Source organism: Streptomyces sp. NPDC051173 (assembly GCF_040689515.1).
GTDB lineage: Bacteria > Actinomycetota > Actinomycetes > Streptomycetales > Streptomycetaceae > Streptomyces.
The window spans coordinates 66,637-81,724 of sequence record NZ_JBFBBD010000011.1; the positions used below are offsets into that span (position 1 = coordinate 66,637).

Below are 15,088 nucleotides of genomic sequence, written 5' to 3' on the forward strand. Positions count from 1 at the left end.
CGTTGCCGCCTGCGGCGCAGCGGCCTCGTAGCGGTGGGCCCGGGCTCACCCGGAGCCCGGGCCCACCCTCAGCTTCTTACCCCGCGGTCAGATGCTCCAGCGCGAAGGCGACGGCGTCGGAGACGGCCTTGTCCGCAGCGGGGAGACGCCCGACGAGGAGATGCCACACATGCCCCGCCTCCGGGGCGACGTCCAGGCGCGTGGGCACGGAGTCCTCCGCCAGCTTGGCGGCGAGCCGGAGGGCGTCGCTGAGCATCACCTCGTGTCCCCCGATCTGGATCAGTACCGGAGGCAGCCCGCGGGTGTCGGCGAAAACCGGCGAGGCCAGCGGACTGTTCGCCGGAGCCCGCCCCAGGACGATTCCCGCGGCGCGGCGCAGCCCCTCCCGGCCGACGGACGGGTCGATGCCGTCGAGGGAGAACATCGTGGCCCCGGTGTGTTCCAGGTTGGCCCAGGGCGAGAGGGCGATCGAGGCCGCCGGCATCGGAAGACCCTGGTCGCGGGCCGCGACCAGGGCGCTGACCGCCAGCGCGCCACCGGCCGAGTCACCGGCGAACACCACGTTCTCCGGCTCCACGCCCTGCTCCAGCAACCAGCGGTAGGCCGTCACCGCGTCCTCGACCGCGGCCGGGAAGGGCGCCTCGGGCGCCAGCCGGTAGTCCGGCACGAGTGCATGCGCGCGCAGGCGCCGGGCGAGGTGGCCGACCAGCCCGCGGTATCCCTGCGGGTCACCCGTCAGGTACGCGCCGCCGTGAAGGTAAACCATGTAGCGGCCGTCGACCGCACCTGTCGTGACCACGCGCTCGGCGGCGACGCCGTCGGCGTCCACCGCGTGGAACGCCACCCCGTCCGGCGCGGGAAAGCTGTCCTGGAAGAACTTCCGGTAAGCGAGCCGGACGTCCTCGAGGGAGTCCGGCCCCTCCCCCGCGGCCGCTTCGATGACGTCACCACTGCGGGCCGCCCACTCCTTGTAGAAATCGGAAACATGTATCGAGACCACAACGGTCCTCCTCAGGCACAGGCGAACAGCGGCTTCGTGCCGGCTGCCGACGAACACCGCGAGTCTCGAACGCTCACATCAATGTGAAGGTCAAACGCTGACGCAGTAGGTTCGCTCACATGCGCATCGGAGAGCTGGCACACCGTACCGACACCCCCCGGCGCCTGCTGCGCTACTACGAGGAGCAGCACCTGCTCACCCCCGAGCGCTCCGCCAACGGCTACCGCGCGTACAACGAAGGCCACGTGGACCGCGTACTGCAGATCCGCGGACTGCTCGACGCCGGACTGCCCACCCGGATCATCCGGCAGATCCTCCCCTGCCTCGACAAGCCGCGGACCATCTACTTCCCCGACGTGACCCCCGAGATGACCGCCACCCTGGAGCACGAACACGACCAGCTGACCCGACGGATCGCCAGCCTGACCCGGAACAGGGACGCCATCGCCGACTATCTGCGCCGCGTACGCGACCAAACCCCCACCGACACCCAGACCAACTAGATGATCTATTCCAAGGGGTGCCTATGGTGACGAGTACGCGGCAGAGGTTCCCGTCTCCGTCCCCGTGGACGAGATGATCCACGCCCTTGCCGCTCAGTTCACCGTGCTGAGCCGTGTTCAGGAGCGGACTGGGATCAAGTTCATTCACGCCACGGACCGCGAGGAAATCGGCGGCTGGGACCACGGCGACTACACGCACAGGGGAAAAACCGCCCGCCCCCTCAGCCGCGCCCCCGTGACTTCGCGTCGCGCCGCGTTTCCTCCTCGCGGAAGAGGTCGGCCAGCCGCTGCGTCTGCTCGTCGAGTTCGATGGGTGCGTCCTCGTCCTCGTCGCCGGTGATGACGCCCTGCTCGCGCAGCTGCTGGTCCTGCACCATCACGGGCGGCTGCGGATCGGGGTCGGAGGGGCGCGGGCCTTCCGGACCGTCCGGCCCGATGCGCACCAGCCGTTCGATGCGCACCACCTTGAACCGGCGCCCGGCCACCTCCAGTTCGTCACCGCGCTCCGCGTCGAGCCGGTCGGCGGCGGCCATGTAGGGGGCGCGCTGTTCCGGGGTGAGTCCGAGGTGCCACGGGATCATCACCCGCAGGCCCATGGCGAGGGTGTCCCGCGCGCCCTGCGGCGTGGTGGCCGTGCCCGCGGAGTCGGGCCGCCAGTGGCCGTACTCCTTCTCGGCCGTCCCGAAGGTCGCGGGCAGCAGCACGCCCCCGGGGTGTGTCTCCGCGGCACGCAGCGAGTCGTCGCGGACGTCCCCGGGTACGGCGCCGGCCTTGCGCACGAGCGCGAGCAGCTCGACCTTGAGGATGCCCTCGGACATGCCGGTGGCGGTGAACGGGTCGATGACCAGGCCGCGTTCGGCGTCCCGCGTCTTGTACGACTCGCCCGGCACGGCCGGGTCCGGGTCGCTGGGGCGGGGCGGCTCGGGTCCCTGTCGGCCGGAGCGGACGAAGCGCTCCGCCCGCGCGACGCGGTAGCGCGCGCCCAGCACGGTCATCTCGTCGACGGTCTCCCAGTCGGTGCGCTTCGCCGCCCGCACGCACTCCTCGTACGCGTCCGCGTCCCCGTCCCGCTCCGCCTCCTGCGCCAGCTTGCGGAACTGGCAGCCCATGTCGTCGCGGGCGTCCTGGGGGGCGAGGCCGGTGAAGGACGAGACGATCTCCCATCCGCCCTCCTCGCGCTCGCGCACCACGCCGAAGACCGGCCCGCCGGCCAGGAGGATCTCGGGGTACGACTCCCGGGCCCGCCACGCCTCCACGTCCGCCAGCGCGGCCACCGGCGCGTCGGGCGCGGTCACCCGGACCATCCGGTACGCGGGCACGTTCTCACCATCGAGCTCAGCCATGCCCACAGGATGCCCGGTGCCCCGCGGCTCCCGCAGGCGAACGGCCCGCCGGGGGCCGGACGATCGGCGGGGTGCGCGCCGGAGCCGTTCCGGCCCCTCTTCCGAGTCTCCCGGGCCGGTGGCCCCGCGTGGCGCTCGCGCACCGTTTCGATCACTCTGCGTGAAGCGAACGTCCGGATATCGGACGGCTGCGCCGGGCTTTCACCGTCTTGCTCATACTCGTACCTTCGATCTCGCATATTGGACAGGTACGACCATGAGCCGGACTCTCGCGTCTCCTCCCCCGCTGCGGGAGGACGACGCTCCCCAGCAGGATTCCCCGCTGTCGAACGGACTCAAGCAGCGGCACCTCTCGATGATCGCCCTCGGCGGAGTCATCGGGGCGGGCCTCTTCGTGGGCTCCGGGGCCGGTATCGCGGCCGCGGGCCCCGCGATCGTGCTGGCCTACGCCGCCTCCGGTCTGCTCGTGATGTTCGTGATGCGCATGCTCGGCGAGATGTCCGCCGCGAACCCGGCCTCCGGCTCGTTCTCCGTGCACGCCGACCGCGCGATCGGCCGGTGGGCGGGCTTCACCGCGGGCTGGATGTTCTGGACCCTGCTGGTCGTGGGCGTGGCGATCGAGGCGATCGGCGCGGCCCACATCGTGCAGGGCTGGCTGCCCGGCACCCCGTCCTGGCTGTGGGTGCTGGTCTTCATGGCGCTCTTCTGCGGCACCAATCTGGGCGCCGTCTCGAACTTCGGTGAGTTCGAGTTCTGGTTCGCCGCCCTGAAGATCGGCGCCATCGCCCTCTTCCTGATCCTCGGCACGCTCGCCGTCCTGGGCGTGCTGCCAGGCAGCGACTCCCCCGGCAGCGCGCACCTCCTCCACGACGGCGGCTTCCTGCCCAACGGCGCGAACGGGCTGATGATCGGGCTCCTGGCCTCGCTCGCGGCGTACGGCGGCCTGGAGACGGTGACCATCGCGGCCGCCGAGTCCGAGAACCCGGTGCGCGGCGTGGCCAAGGCCGTGCGGACGACGATGTGGCGGATCGGCATCGTCTACGTCGGATCGATGCTGGTGATCGTCACGCTGATCCCGTGGAACGACAAGGCCGTCACGGACGACGGCCCGTACGCGGCCGTGCTCGACCGGCTCGGCGTCCCCGGCGGCGGTCAGATCATGAACGTCGTCGTCCTGATCGCCCTGCTGTCGGCGATGAACGCCAACATCTACGGCTCGTCGCGCATGGCCTACTCCCTGGTCTCGCGCGGCCAGGGGCCCAAGGCCCTCGGCAAGGTCTCCGGCCGGGTGCCGCGCCGCGCGGTGCTCTCGTCGTGCGCCTTCGGCTTCTTCGCCGTCCTGCTGTCGTACTGGTACCCCACCACCGTCTTCGCCTGGCTGCTGAACATGGTCGGCGGCGTCGTGCTCGTCGTGTGGGGCTTCATCGCCGCCTCGCAGCTGCTGCTGCGCCGCCGGCTGGAGCGCGAGGCGCCCGAGCAGTTGGTGGTGCGGATGTGGGCCTTCCCGTATCTGACCTGGGTGACGCTGGCCGGCGTGGCCGGGGCGCTGGTGCTCATGACCCTGAACGCCGACACCCGGGTGCAGCTGTACTTCACCGGTGGCCTGGCGCTGACGCTGGCCTTGGTCGGCTACGTACGGCAGCGGGCCGCAGCAACGCGCTGACCCGCACGCGGCAGGACGCCCTGGGGCGCAGGCTTTCGAAGCCTGCGCCCCAGGGCTTTTCCGTCAGTCCGTCCGAAGGGGCCTGCGCAGCAGGAAGACGCCCACCCCTGTCGACAGCAGGATCACGCACCCCGCGAAGACCAGGCCCGCCCCGCGCAGCCCCAGCGCGAGGGTGAGGGCGCCGACCCCGACCACGGGCAGCGAGATGCCGACGTAGGCGACGACGAAGAAAGCCGAGATCGTCGCGCCGCGGTGCTCGTCCGGAGCGGCCTCGCTCACACTGGTCACGGCCGCGCGGAAGGCCAAGCCCTGGCCCAGCCCCCCGACGACCGCGCCCACGATCAGCACCGGCAGGGACTCCATCAGGAGAGAGACCCCCACCAGCGCCATTCCGCACGTCAGCACCAGGCAGCCGGCGGGCAGCGCGCGCCGGACACCCACCCGGCCCATCAGGGACTGGCCCGCCGTGGAGGCGCAGAACACCGAGAAGACGACCGCGCCGGTGACGGCCAGGTTGCGCACTCCCAGGGTCTCGGCGACGAAGCTGGGCGCCACCGCGGTGAACAGCCCCATCAGCGAGAAGCCGGCGAACGCGGCCAGCCCGGCCGGCACGAACGCCCCGCGCGCCTCCTGGGGGACGACCATGCCCTGAGGGCGCAGCGGCGGTCGGGGAGTACGGCGCGCCACGGTCTCCGGCAGCCGGCGGGTGACGGCGAGGGCCGCCCCGAGCAGGGCGACGTGGGCGAGGAAGGGCAGCCGGAGCGGCCACGGCGCGTACTGCGCCAAGGTCCCGGACAGCAGCGGACCGCAGCCCAGACCGCCCATGTTGGCGGCCGTGGCGGCGAATCCCGCACGTCCGCGCGCCTCCGGGGGCGCCAGCTCCAGTACGGCGGCGGTCGCCGCCCCGCTGAAGAGCCCGGCGGAGAACCCCGAGAGCAGCCGCCCCGCGGACAGCAGCGGCAGCCCGTCCTCGCACAGGAAACACACCGCGCTCAGCAGCGACAGCCCCAGGGCGGCCAGCAGCACGGGGCGCCGCCCCAGGACGTCGGAGAAGTCACCGGCGACGAGCAGCGCGGCGATCACCCCGAGCGCGTAGACCGCGAAGACGACCGTCACCATCAGCTCGGAGAACCCGATCCGCTCCCGGTAGAGCCCGTACAACGGCGTCGGCAGCGTGGTCCCCGCCATCCCGACCGCGAACACCCCCGCGGCCGCGAGATACCGGCCTCGGGCATTCATGGCTCCAAGCTAATGACGCGCCGGGGATCGCTCACCTCGAAATCAGGGAATCACTCACCTCGAAATCGTTGGACGCCTCCGGGCCGGTCGGCGAACATCCACGGATGAACGATGAATCCATCCGCTTCGCCGAGCTGTCCGGCGAGGCGATGTCCGCTCTGCTCGACGGGGACCTGTCCGCGGCCCGCGCGATCGCCGGGGTCGCGCTGACCGACTGCTTCCTGACCGACAGAGCACGGTGGCTGTGGCGGTACCGGCTCGGCCAAATGGCCGCCGACCCCGGCCGCGCGCGGTGGATGGTGCGGCAGGCGGTCGTCGTCGAGGGCCTCGTCGTCGGCCACGCCGGCTTCCACGGCCCGCCCGACGAGGCGGGCATGGTCGAGATCGGCTACTCGATCGCTCCCCCGTTCCGCCGCCGCGGCTACGCCCGCGCCACCCTGGCCGAGCTCCTCCGCCGGGCGGCGGCCGAACCCGCGGTCACGACCGTGCGGGCGACGATCGGCCCCGACAACGCGGCGTCCCTGGCCACGATCGCGGGCTTCGGCTTCACCGAGGCCGGAGAGCAGTGGGACGAGGAGGACGGCCTGGAAATCGTCTTCGAGGTCCCGGCCCGTCCGGGTGCTTGAGGGGGAACGTCTCCGGCCGGAGAGGTCTCCCTCGCCCTCTGCATGAATGCCCGGAACGCGTCCCACGGGGTGTTCGCGCGTCAGCGGGCGCGCAAGGATAGGGGTATGACCGCGGCCCACCGCGCCATGGCCCAGTTGGAGACCTGGCCGGACCTCGCGCGCAGCAGACCCAGTTGTCGCGTCGGTGACGCCTTGCGCACGGCGGAGTCCGAGGTGGTGCACTTCCACTCCGGGCGGGAGGCCGACCTCCACCTCACCCGTGCGGTCCTGGCGGATCTGCTGCCCGTCCTCCGGCAGAGCAGCGCGATCCGGGCGTGTCCCGGAGCGGCGTGGGTCACCGTGCTGCTGGAGTGCGACGCGGACGTGGAACTCCTGATCACTCTGGTCAGCGTCGCGCTCAAGGCACTTGTCGACACATGGCCGCATCCGGCCGCGCAGCCCTGCAACGGACACCGCATCCTGCTCGTGCCCGCGGAGCCGGTCGTGGTGGAGGCCGCGCCGCCGCTGCTCGCGGCGCTGCTCGGGTCCGTACGGAAGGCCGCGGGCAGGCGGCCGGTGTCCCGGCTGCGTCCGTCGGTCTGAGGGGAACGGCCCCGGTCACGTGTGTCGACGTCCGTCCTGACGCGGCGTCGGCCGCAGGATGGTCGGTGTTCGCAGGCCTCGCTGCGGGCGGGGTTCCGGCACCGGGAGGCGGCCCGTGGGCACGGTGGCGGCTGTGCTGTTCGCGTTGCTCACCACCACCTGCAACGCGCTGGCGACGGTGTTGCAGCGCAAGGCCGCCGGCCGGGTGCCCGTGGAGGACGGTCTTCGGTGGGCCCTGATCGCCCGGCTGGCCCGTCAGCGGGTCTGGCTGGCGGGCATCTCGACGGTCGTCGCGGCGGCCTGCTGCCAGGCGCTGGCGCTGAGGTACGGGCCGCTGTCGGTCGTGCAGCCGGTGTTCGTGCTGGAGCTGCCCGCGGCGCTGCTGCTCGCCGGGGTGATCCTGCGTCGGCGCCCGTCCGCCGAGGTGTGGCGGGCGGCGGCGTGCATCACGGCGGGGCTCGGTATCGCGCTGTGGGCGGCCGCGCCGAGTGCCGGGCACGCGGCCGTTCCCGCGGGCCGCTGGGCGCTGGTCCTGGGCTGCTGTTTGTCCGTGACCGCGGCCCTGATCGCCGTGGCGGCGGCGCGGGCCCCCGGACCCGTCCGGGCCTCCTGCCTCGCGATGGCCGCCGCGATCTGCTACGCGCTGACGGCGGCCCTGCTCAAGACCGCGGTGCTGCGCTGGGAGGCGGCGGGCGCCGGCGGTTTCCTCGCCGCCTGGCAGACGTACGGGTTCGCGGCGACGGGCGTGGCCGCGCTCTTCCTGCTGCAGAACGCCCTCCAGTCCGGCTCCCTGGTCTTCTCCCAGCCGGCCCTGACCCTGGGCGACGCCGGTACGAGCGTGGCGCTGGGCGTGGCCCTGTACGGGGAGCGGATCCGCGGCGGCTGGTGGGCCGTGCCCGAACTGGCGGGCGTGGCGCTGATCCTCACCGGACTGATCCTGCTCAGCCGGTCGTCCCTGGCACACGAACTCACCGGGACGGGGGCGGGCCCTGGACGGCGGGCCGACGCCGTGCCCCGCTGAGTGCCCTCACGGGCGTCAGAACCAGTGTCATGACGGCCGCGCGTCCAGACGGAACACGCCCGTCCATGTGCGGTCGTGGGTCAGCAGTTGTTCGAGCGCCCGGAAGCCCTCGTCGACGCCGATGGCCGCGTATGCCTCATCAGTGGCGCGCCGTACCGCACCGCCGCCCCGCCACGGGCCCCAACTGACGCTCAGGGCGGGGAGTCCGCGGGACCGGCGCCAGGCCGCGAAGGCGTCGAGCCACGCGTCGGCCGCGGCCCCGGCGGCCTGCCCCGGGGTGCCGACCAGGGTGGCGGCGGAGGAGAAGGCCACCCACCAGTCGGGCCGGTGGCCGAGCGTGGCGAGGTGCAGCCGCCAGGCTCCTTCTGCCTTGGGCCGCCACACGTTCCCGACGCGCTCGTCGGTGAGCCGGGAGGCGGGCCCGTCGTCGGGCACCCCGGCCGTGTGGAGCACCCCCGCCAGCCGTCGGCCGCCGTCGACGGCCGCGGCCACGAGACGTCCGGCGGTGCGGTCGGCGGCGATGTCGCCGAGCACGATGCGGATCTCGGTCCCGGCCGCCCGTACGCGGTCGAGCCGGGCCGCCGCCTCCGGCAGCGGATGTGAGCGCCCTCCGAGGACGATCCGTCCGGCCCCGTGCCGGGCCAGCCATTCGGCGGCCTGCAGGCCCAGCCCGCGCAGGCCGCCGGAGATGATGTACGAAGTGCCGGGGCGGACCGCGGGTGAACTGCCGCGCGGCGGCAGGGCCCGGGTCGCGCCGCTCCCGGGCACGGTGAGGACCAGCCGGCCGATGTGCTCGGCCGCGGCCATGGCACGCATGGCCTCCGCGGCCTGTTCCAGCGGGAATTCACGGCACGGGAGCATCGGCAGCCTGCCCGCCGCCACGTCGCCCAGGATCGATCCCAGCCGGTCGGCCAGGAATTCCGGGTACTCCTCCAGCGTCTCGTCGAGGAGCACGCGGCTGAACGTGACGCCGTCCTTGGGCACGAGCATCGGGGTGACGTCCTGATTGCCGATCTCGACGAAGTGCCCTCCGGGCGCGAGGAGGCCGGGTCCGGCCCGGCCGGCCGCTCCGGCGAGGGAGTTGAGCACGGCGTCCACCCCACGGCCGCCGGTGATCCGGCGGACCTCGTCCACGAAGGCGAGGGTGCGGGAGTCCATGACGTGCTCGACGCCGAGCTCGCGCAGCCACCGCCGCTTCTTCTCGCTGCCCGCCGTGGCCAGCACCCGGGCGCCGCACCGGCGGGCCAGGGCGACGGCGGCCAGACCGACCCCGCCCGACGCCGCGTGCACGAGCACGCTCCGTCCGGGAGCGAGCCGCGCCTGGTGGCACAGGGCGTACCAGGCGGTGAGATACGCGGTCGGGAGGGCCGCGGCCTGTGCCGCCGTCATCCCTTCCGGGAGCGCGCGGAGCAGGGCCGCGGTGGTGACGACGAACGATCCGGACGCTCCGTCCCCGACCCCCACCACCCGGTCGCCCGGCAGGAACCCTTCGACGGCCGGCCCGACCGCGGTGACCGTACCGGCGAAGCCGCTGCCCAATTGCCGCCGCCTGCTCCCGGCCGGCAGCAGGCCGAGGGCGTTCATGACGTCGCGGAAGTCCAGGCACGCGGCGCTCACGCGGACTTCCACCTGGCCGGGGCCGGGCGCCCGGCGTTCCTCCCGCACCAGGCGGAGGCCGTCGAGGGTGCCGTCGTCCCCGGGCCGGAGCCTGAAGACGTCCTCTCCGTACGCGACCGGCTCCGGGACCGGCCACGTCTGTCCACCGGGTGCCGGCGGGGCGGGGACCAGCCGGGCCACGTAGCGGACGCCACCGCGCCAGGCGACCTCTTCGCCCGCCGGCCCGGCGGCCAGCTCGGGGAGCAACTGCCCGGCCCCGGCGGCCGGATCGGCGTCGGCCGGTGTCAGGCGCAGCCCGGGGCATTCGCGCATGACCACGCGCGCGAAGCCGCCCAGGGCGGCGGCGTCCGGGTGCCCCGCGTCGCCCGGTGCCACGGCCCTGGCGCCCCGGGTGAGCAGCCATACAGGGCAGTTGCCGGGCGCGTCGGCCTGCTCGCGCAGGGCCGCCAGGGTGTTCCGTACGAGCCCCAGCGACATCCCGGGTGACAGCTCGGGCCCGGCGGCCGGGTCGGCGCACAGCACGAGGCCACCGGCGCCCGCGCGGGCGGCCTCGGCGATGTGCTCGGGGGCGACGAGTTCGCACCGCGCCCCGGCGGCGGTGAGGGCTTCGGCGAGCTCCGTGGCGAGAGTGCCCTCCGGGCCGAGGTCGGCGACGAGCCACCGGGCGTCCGCCATGGGTACGGGCCCCTGCCCGGCGGGCAGCGGCTGCTCGTGCCAGGCGATCTCGAAGAAGTGCCCCGAGCTCGTCTCCCGCGGGGCGCCACACCTCTGCCCGATCAGGCCCCGCACCTGTCGGCTCCCGGCGGAGAGCGGCGGCTCGGCGTCCGGGGGCGCGTCAGCGGTGAGGCCGGTGCCGGCGGCTTCGGGCCGCGAGAAGGGCGTGGAATGCCGAGCGGCCACTTGGGAGCTCCCTCACGTCATCGCTGGACTTGAGAAAAGAGCATCCCCACTTCCGCATCCAGCATTCGTGATGTTCTTCCCATAACGGCGGACGGACGGTGCGCTCCTCGCCGTCCGCCCTGTCAGGTCCGGGGCATGAGGCGGCCCCCGGACACCGTGGAGGTGTGTCCGGGGGCCGCCCGTCCGTGGGGAGTGCCGGTCAGCTGCCGCCGACCGTCGCGCCGTACGCGTTGAGGGCCGCGGTCACCGGCTGGAAGAAGGTGTTCCCGCCCATCATGCAGTCACCGTCGCCGCCGGAGGTGATGCCCACGGCCGACGAACTGGCGGGCGGATTCTGCGGGTCGTAGTCGAAGAAGGCACCGCCGCTGTCGCCCGGCTGGGCGCAGGCGTCGGTCTTCACCAGGCCGGTGACGCGCCCCTCCTGGTAGTTCACCGTCTGGTTGACGGCGAGGACGGTGCCGAAGTGGACGTCCGTGGTGGAGCCGCTGCGGCCGACCTTGTCGCCCACGACCGCGTCGCGGGCCCCGGTGATGGGCAGCAGCCGGCCGTTGTAGAGGTTCACGGCGCTCGGGTGGTCGACGGTGGCGGTGTACTCCGCGAGGGCGAAGTCGGTGCCGGGGAACTTCGAGTCGACGGTCTTCGCGATCTCGGGGCCGCCCTGCGTCTGGGCCCAGCTCTTGATCACGTTGCCGCAGTGCCCCGCGGTGACGAAGCCGTCCGGTTTGCCTGCCCGCTTGACGTTGAAGCCGACGGAGCAGCGGGCGGAGAAGTCGCGGCCCCAGATGGCGTCGCCGCCCGCGATGAACCGGGTGAGCTTCGTGGCCGTTCTCCTCATGAGCACGGTGTCGCCGAAGGAGCCGACGGTCTTCTTGAGCCGCGCCAGCTTCGCTCCCGTGACCGTGGGGTCGGCGGTGACGACGACCCGGTTCGTCCGCGCGTCCGGCCCCCAGGTGGTGCCGGGAATCGCGGGAGTGGCGTCCAACGCCGCCTTCGTGGAGTCGAGTTCGGCCTGGGAGTACGTCACGAGCTTCGGCTCGGCGCCCGCCGCGCGGACCACGGTCTCCGCCGCCCGGTCCACGACGTCGACGACGAGTCTGCGCGAGCCCTCGTCGTAGTACGACCCGGCGTCCTGGCCCTTCAGCCGGCCGAGGAGCGTCCGGGCCAGCTGTCCGGCCGAGACGGCGGAGAGAGCACGAGGAGCCGCCGCGGTCGACGCGCCGGCGCTCTGCGGCGTGAGGGACACGGCCGCGAGCGCGGCCGTCGCGGTGGCTGCCAGGGCGGCGCGCACACGAATCCGGGAAGGCTTCAACTGGCACCTCCAGTGGGGGGACGGACCCAGTGGTGGGGCACTCAGGGCCCGAAGGACAGAGGCATGGACGCCGACCCTCTTGACAAAAGCCGCGTCCATGCCAACTTCTTGTCGAGTATCCCGACCCCAAGAGGGCGTGTACAAGGCGTACTTGGCGTTGTGCACTCGCTCATGTGCTCCCCCGTACGGGCCGTACGGGGCAGCTGTCACCGGAGGTGCCGGGTGTCGCTCCCTGCGCGTGGACGGATCCGGGCCCGGCTCCGCCGTGCCGCGCGTCCCCCCGTCCGCCGTTCACGCCACTGCTCATGGGCTTCCTCGGAGATCGGGAGCGGGATGGAACGGCTTCAGCATTACAGACTCCGTTCCGCTCCGCCTCTCCCGCGCGGCCGGCCCGTACGAACGGTAGGGCACGCCGGGGCCCGCTGCCGGAGTCTTTCCGACCGGCTACAGCCGTGTGGGTGACTCCGGCTGACGGCTGAAAGGGTCACGCGCCGGTTCGGCCGATCGGAGCAGCGCGCCGCCGGCTACCGCTCGCGGCTGTACTTGCGGACCAGCACCCCGTTGTCGAAGGCGCGGACCGAGTCGAGCGTGAAGTCGGTGACCGCGAAGCCCGAGCCGAACATCGGCATGCCCGAGCCGTACACCTGCGGATAGGTCTTGATCACCAGCTCGTCGACCTCGTCCAGCAGCTCGCCCGCGAGCTGTGAGCCGCCGCAGAGCCAGACGCCCCGCTCGCCGTCCTCCGCCTTCAGCGCCCGGACCGCGCCGACCACGTCCCCGGAGAGGATCGTGACATGGAGGTCGGGCGACTCCTCGATGGTGCGTGAGGCGACGTATTCCCGGAGGTGGCCGTACGGGCTGGTGATGCCGGCGTCCAGGGCGAGCTGGTAGCTGCCCCGCCCCAGGATCACCGTGTCGAACCAGCGGTTCTCCAGCCCCTCGATGCCGAGGGCCGTCCGGCCTTGGGCCGAGATGGTCTCGGGGTGTTCCGTCTTGAGGAAGTCGAGGAACTCCTCGGTCGCGAACCGGTACATGGACGAGGCGTCACCACCCGGATCGCCGATGAAGCCGTCGATCGAGCAGGCGACGAAGTAGGTGAGCTTGCGCAAGGTGGTCCTCATTTTCTGGTGGGAGATACGACAGCGGGCGAGCCGTCACACGTCTACCGCCCTGACCGCTTCCTCCAGCAGGGCCGCGGCCTCGTCGATCGCGGCGGTCAGCGTCTGCGGCTGAGGGGTCAGGTCGCTGAGGACGTTGTCGATGTACCGGAGCCCGGCCCGGTCCAGCAGCGTCTTCTCGTTGGTGACCCACTGGCCGCGGGCCGCCAGCACCGCGTGTGCCGTCTGGCAGGCGGCGGTGGCGATCGCTCCGGCGCAGTCGCCGAGATGCCCGCGTCCGGCGTGGGCCGCGCGGGCGTAGGCGAGCGTGTGCCGGGCATCGTCCGACCAGCGCCGGGGCGCGTGGTGCCGCAGCGCCGCGGGATAGCCGGGGCGCGGGAGCTCGCCGTGGAGCACGCGGTTGACGGCCAGTTCGGCGACGACGAGGTACGTCGGGATTCCGGCCAGGTGGAACAGCAGCCTCTCGACACGGAAACGGCCCTCGCGCGCCTCCGCGAGGTGGAACTCGACATCGGCCAGGTCACGGTAGTGCACGTCGACGCGCCGCCCGTCGACGTCCAGCCAGGCACCGCCGTTGAACACTCCCCCGCCCCACGCCCCGACCTCGGAGACCTCCCCGGGCCACCCGAGAGCCCGGACACTCTCCACATCGAACGCCCCGCGGTAATAGACGGCGAAGTCCCAGTCGCTGTCGGGCCCGTGCGTCCCGCCGGCCCGCGACCCTCCCAGGGCCACCGCCTCCACGCGGGGCAACACGGCGAGTCGCGTGGTGACGTGGGCGAGGAACGATGCATCGTCGGGCGTCGGCATGAGCGCGAGCGTAGACGGAGCTCTGCCCCGACGCCGCTCCTTTTTTCTCAGGCTGTCCCGGGCCGGTTGCGTCGGGCGTCCGGCCAGGCTACTTTCTCACTAATCAAATTTGAATACTCGCGCCTCGCGAAGGCACGAAGGCATCGAGGAGAGAGCATGACGGTCCTGCCCGACACCGCCTACCAGCCCACCGACGAGGAACTGGCCAGCATCCAGCGGTGGTTCGCCGAGTACGACGCCGCCGCCGGCCGGCGTGAGATCGAGCGGATGGCCGATCTGGCCGTCTTCCCGCTCAACCTGGTGAGCGACGACGCCGCCGGGCAGGGCGCGAGCGCGCAGTGGGACCGGGAGCGGTTCGTCGAGACCATGGGGCAGGTGATGGGTGACGGCGCCGAGGACATCACCTTCGAGTCCACCCGCACCCCCGTCTTCCTCGGCCCCGCGATCGCCGTGGTCTTCACCGACTCGGTGATGACCGCCCAGGGGCACACCCAGCGGCTCCGCTACGCGGACATCCTGATCAGGCGCGACGGTTCCTGGGCGTTCCAGACGATGATCCAGGGCGGCTGGGGCGACCAGCTGCGCTGAGCCTCACCCGGCCCGCCTCAGCCGATCCCGCCCAGCAGCGCGGCCAGTTCACCCGGGGCGGAGAGGAAAGGGGAATGGCCGGTGGCGAGGCGTTCCACGTAGGTGGCGCGGGTGGACATCTTTTCCTGGAGGGTGGGCGGGAGGGCCTGGTCGCGTTCGCAGATCACGTACGTGGAGGGCACGGTGCGCCACGCCGCCCGCGTCACCCGCTGCTGGAACGACCGCAGGCTCTGCTCGACGAGTTGGCCGATGGCACGCTCGGCCACGTCCTCGGACATGTCGCCGTACAGCGCCGTGCGGGGGTCGAAGAAGACGGGAGAGGTGCCGCTGAGATCCTCGGGTCCGGCGGTGTCGCGGCCGTGGATGCCGTGGAGGGACTCCCCCTCCGTCGGCATGTAGGCCGCGAGATAGACGGCGTGGACGACGTCCGACCCTTCGATGGCCGCCTGGGCGGCGGGGATGCCGCCGTAGGAGTGGGCGACGAGGACGACAGGGCCCTCGATCTGCCGCAGTCGGGCGGATATCGCCTCTGCGTCGTCGTACACACCGGCGGTGGGCGTTCCCTGCGGGCCCGCGCTGGGCAGGTCGACCGTACGCGACCGCAGGCCGTCCGCGGCGAGGGCGTCCTGCAGAGCGGCCCAGCACGTGGACCGGTGCCAGGCGCCGTGGACGAGGAGAAACGTCGGGCGGACCACGGTGGTTGACATGGTGGCGCTCCTTACGATCTGACGGTGTGTGGGCCAAGTCTGCGGTCGGGGCGGGCGGCGGC

14 protein-coding genes are annotated in these 15,088 nt (G+C 72.6%); 6 read left to right on the plus strand and 8 right to left on the minus strand.

Annotation, left to right across the window (positions count from 1 at the left end; translation table 11 throughout):
- Positions 1–76 precede the first annotated feature (76 nt).
- Entirely contained in the window at positions 77–1,000 is a 924-nt protein-coding gene (locus AB0435_RS09665; protein WP_366004480.1) for an alpha/beta hydrolase, read from the minus strand.
- A 119-nt stretch (positions 1,001–1,119) separates the two neighbouring features.
- Between AB0435_RS09665 and AB0435_RS09670 the strand changes: the two genes are divergently transcribed.
- On the plus strand, positions 1,120–1,503 hold the full coding sequence (locus AB0435_RS09670) for a MerR family transcriptional regulator (RefSeq protein ID WP_366004479.1): 384 nt from the start codon (positions 1,120–1,122) through the stop codon (positions 1,501–1,503).
- A 221-nt stretch (positions 1,504–1,724) separates the two neighbouring features.
- On the opposite strand, the gene AB0435_RS09675 is transcribed toward AB0435_RS09670, so the two are convergent.
- Entirely contained in the window at positions 1,725–2,846 is a 1,122-nt protein-coding gene (locus AB0435_RS09675; RefSeq protein WP_366426594.1) for a DUF5954 family protein, read from the minus strand.
- Positions 2,847–3,102: 256 nt separating this feature from the next.
- On the opposite strand from AB0435_RS09675, the gene AB0435_RS09680 reads away from it, so the two are divergent.
- Positions 3,103–4,509, plus strand: coding sequence for an amino acid permease (locus AB0435_RS09680; RefSeq protein WP_366004477.1), 1,407 nt, complete (start codon positions 3,103–3,105; stop codon positions 4,507–4,509).
- A 63-nt stretch (positions 4,510–4,572) separates the two neighbouring features.
- Here AB0435_RS09680 and AB0435_RS09685 read toward each other — a convergent pair whose 3' ends face one another.
- On the minus strand, positions 4,573–5,748 hold the full coding sequence (locus AB0435_RS09685; RefSeq protein WP_366004476.1) for an MFS transporter: 1,176 nt from the start codon (positions 5,746–5,748) through the stop codon (positions 4,573–4,575).
- 104 nt (positions 5,749–5,852) lie between these two features.
- On the opposite strand from AB0435_RS09685, the gene AB0435_RS09690 reads away from it, so the two are divergent.
- From AB0435_RS09690 to AB0435_RS09700, 3 genes are all read left to right on the plus strand, one after another.
- Positions 5,853–6,374 carry a GNAT family protein gene (locus tag AB0435_RS09690; protein WP_366426595.1) on the plus strand — a complete coding sequence of 174 codons (522 nt, stop codon included), beginning with the start codon at positions 5,853–5,855 and terminating at the stop codon, positions 6,372–6,374.
- 105 nt (positions 6,375–6,479) lie between these two features.
- Complete coding sequence (locus AB0435_RS09695) at positions 6,480–6,956, plus strand: luciferase family protein (RefSeq protein WP_366004473.1); 477 nt, start codon at positions 6,480–6,482, stop codon at positions 6,954–6,956.
- A gap of 133 nt (positions 6,957–7,089) precedes the next feature.
- Positions 7,090–7,977 (plus strand): DMT family transporter, encoded by an 888-nt coding sequence (locus tag AB0435_RS09700; protein ID WP_366426596.1) that lies wholly within the window; start codon positions 7,090–7,092, stop codon positions 7,975–7,977.
- Positions 7,978–8,004: 27 nt separating this feature from the next.
- Here the strand turns inward: AB0435_RS09700 and AB0435_RS09705 are convergent, their stop codons facing one another.
- From AB0435_RS09705 to AB0435_RS09720, 4 genes are all read right to left on the minus strand, one after another.
- Complete coding sequence (locus AB0435_RS09705; RefSeq protein WP_366426597.1) at positions 8,005–10,494, minus strand: SDR family NAD(P)-dependent oxidoreductase; 2,490 nt, start codon at positions 10,492–10,494, stop codon at positions 8,005–8,007.
- Between the two features lie 199 nt (positions 10,495–10,693).
- Positions 10,694–11,803 carry a S1 family peptidase gene (locus AB0435_RS09710; protein WP_366426598.1) on the minus strand — a complete coding sequence of 370 codons (1,110 nt, stop codon included), beginning with the start codon at positions 11,801–11,803 and terminating at the stop codon, positions 10,694–10,696.
- A gap of 524 nt (positions 11,804–12,327) precedes the next feature.
- Positions 12,328–12,912, minus strand: coding sequence for a dihydrofolate reductase family protein (locus AB0435_RS09715; RefSeq protein ID WP_366426627.1), 585 nt, complete (start codon positions 12,910–12,912; stop codon positions 12,328–12,330).
- A 45-nt stretch (positions 12,913–12,957) separates the two neighbouring features.
- Positions 12,958–13,731, minus strand: coding sequence for a nucleotidyltransferase domain-containing protein (locus AB0435_RS09720; RefSeq protein WP_366426599.1), 774 nt, complete (start codon positions 13,729–13,731; stop codon positions 12,958–12,960).
- 156 nt (positions 13,732–13,887) lie between these two features.
- Between AB0435_RS09720 and AB0435_RS09725 the strand changes: the two genes are divergently transcribed.
- Positions 13,888–14,319, plus strand: coding sequence for a nuclear transport factor 2 family protein (locus AB0435_RS09725; protein WP_366004467.1), 432 nt, complete (start codon positions 13,888–13,890; stop codon positions 14,317–14,319).
- A 17-nt stretch (positions 14,320–14,336) separates the two neighbouring features.
- On the opposite strand, the gene AB0435_RS09730 is transcribed toward AB0435_RS09725, so the two are convergent.
- Positions 14,337–15,026 (minus strand): alpha/beta hydrolase, encoded by a 690-nt coding sequence (locus AB0435_RS09730; RefSeq protein WP_366004466.1) that lies wholly within the window; start codon positions 15,024–15,026, stop codon positions 14,337–14,339.
- Between the last annotated feature and the right edge of the window lie 62 nt (positions 15,027–15,088).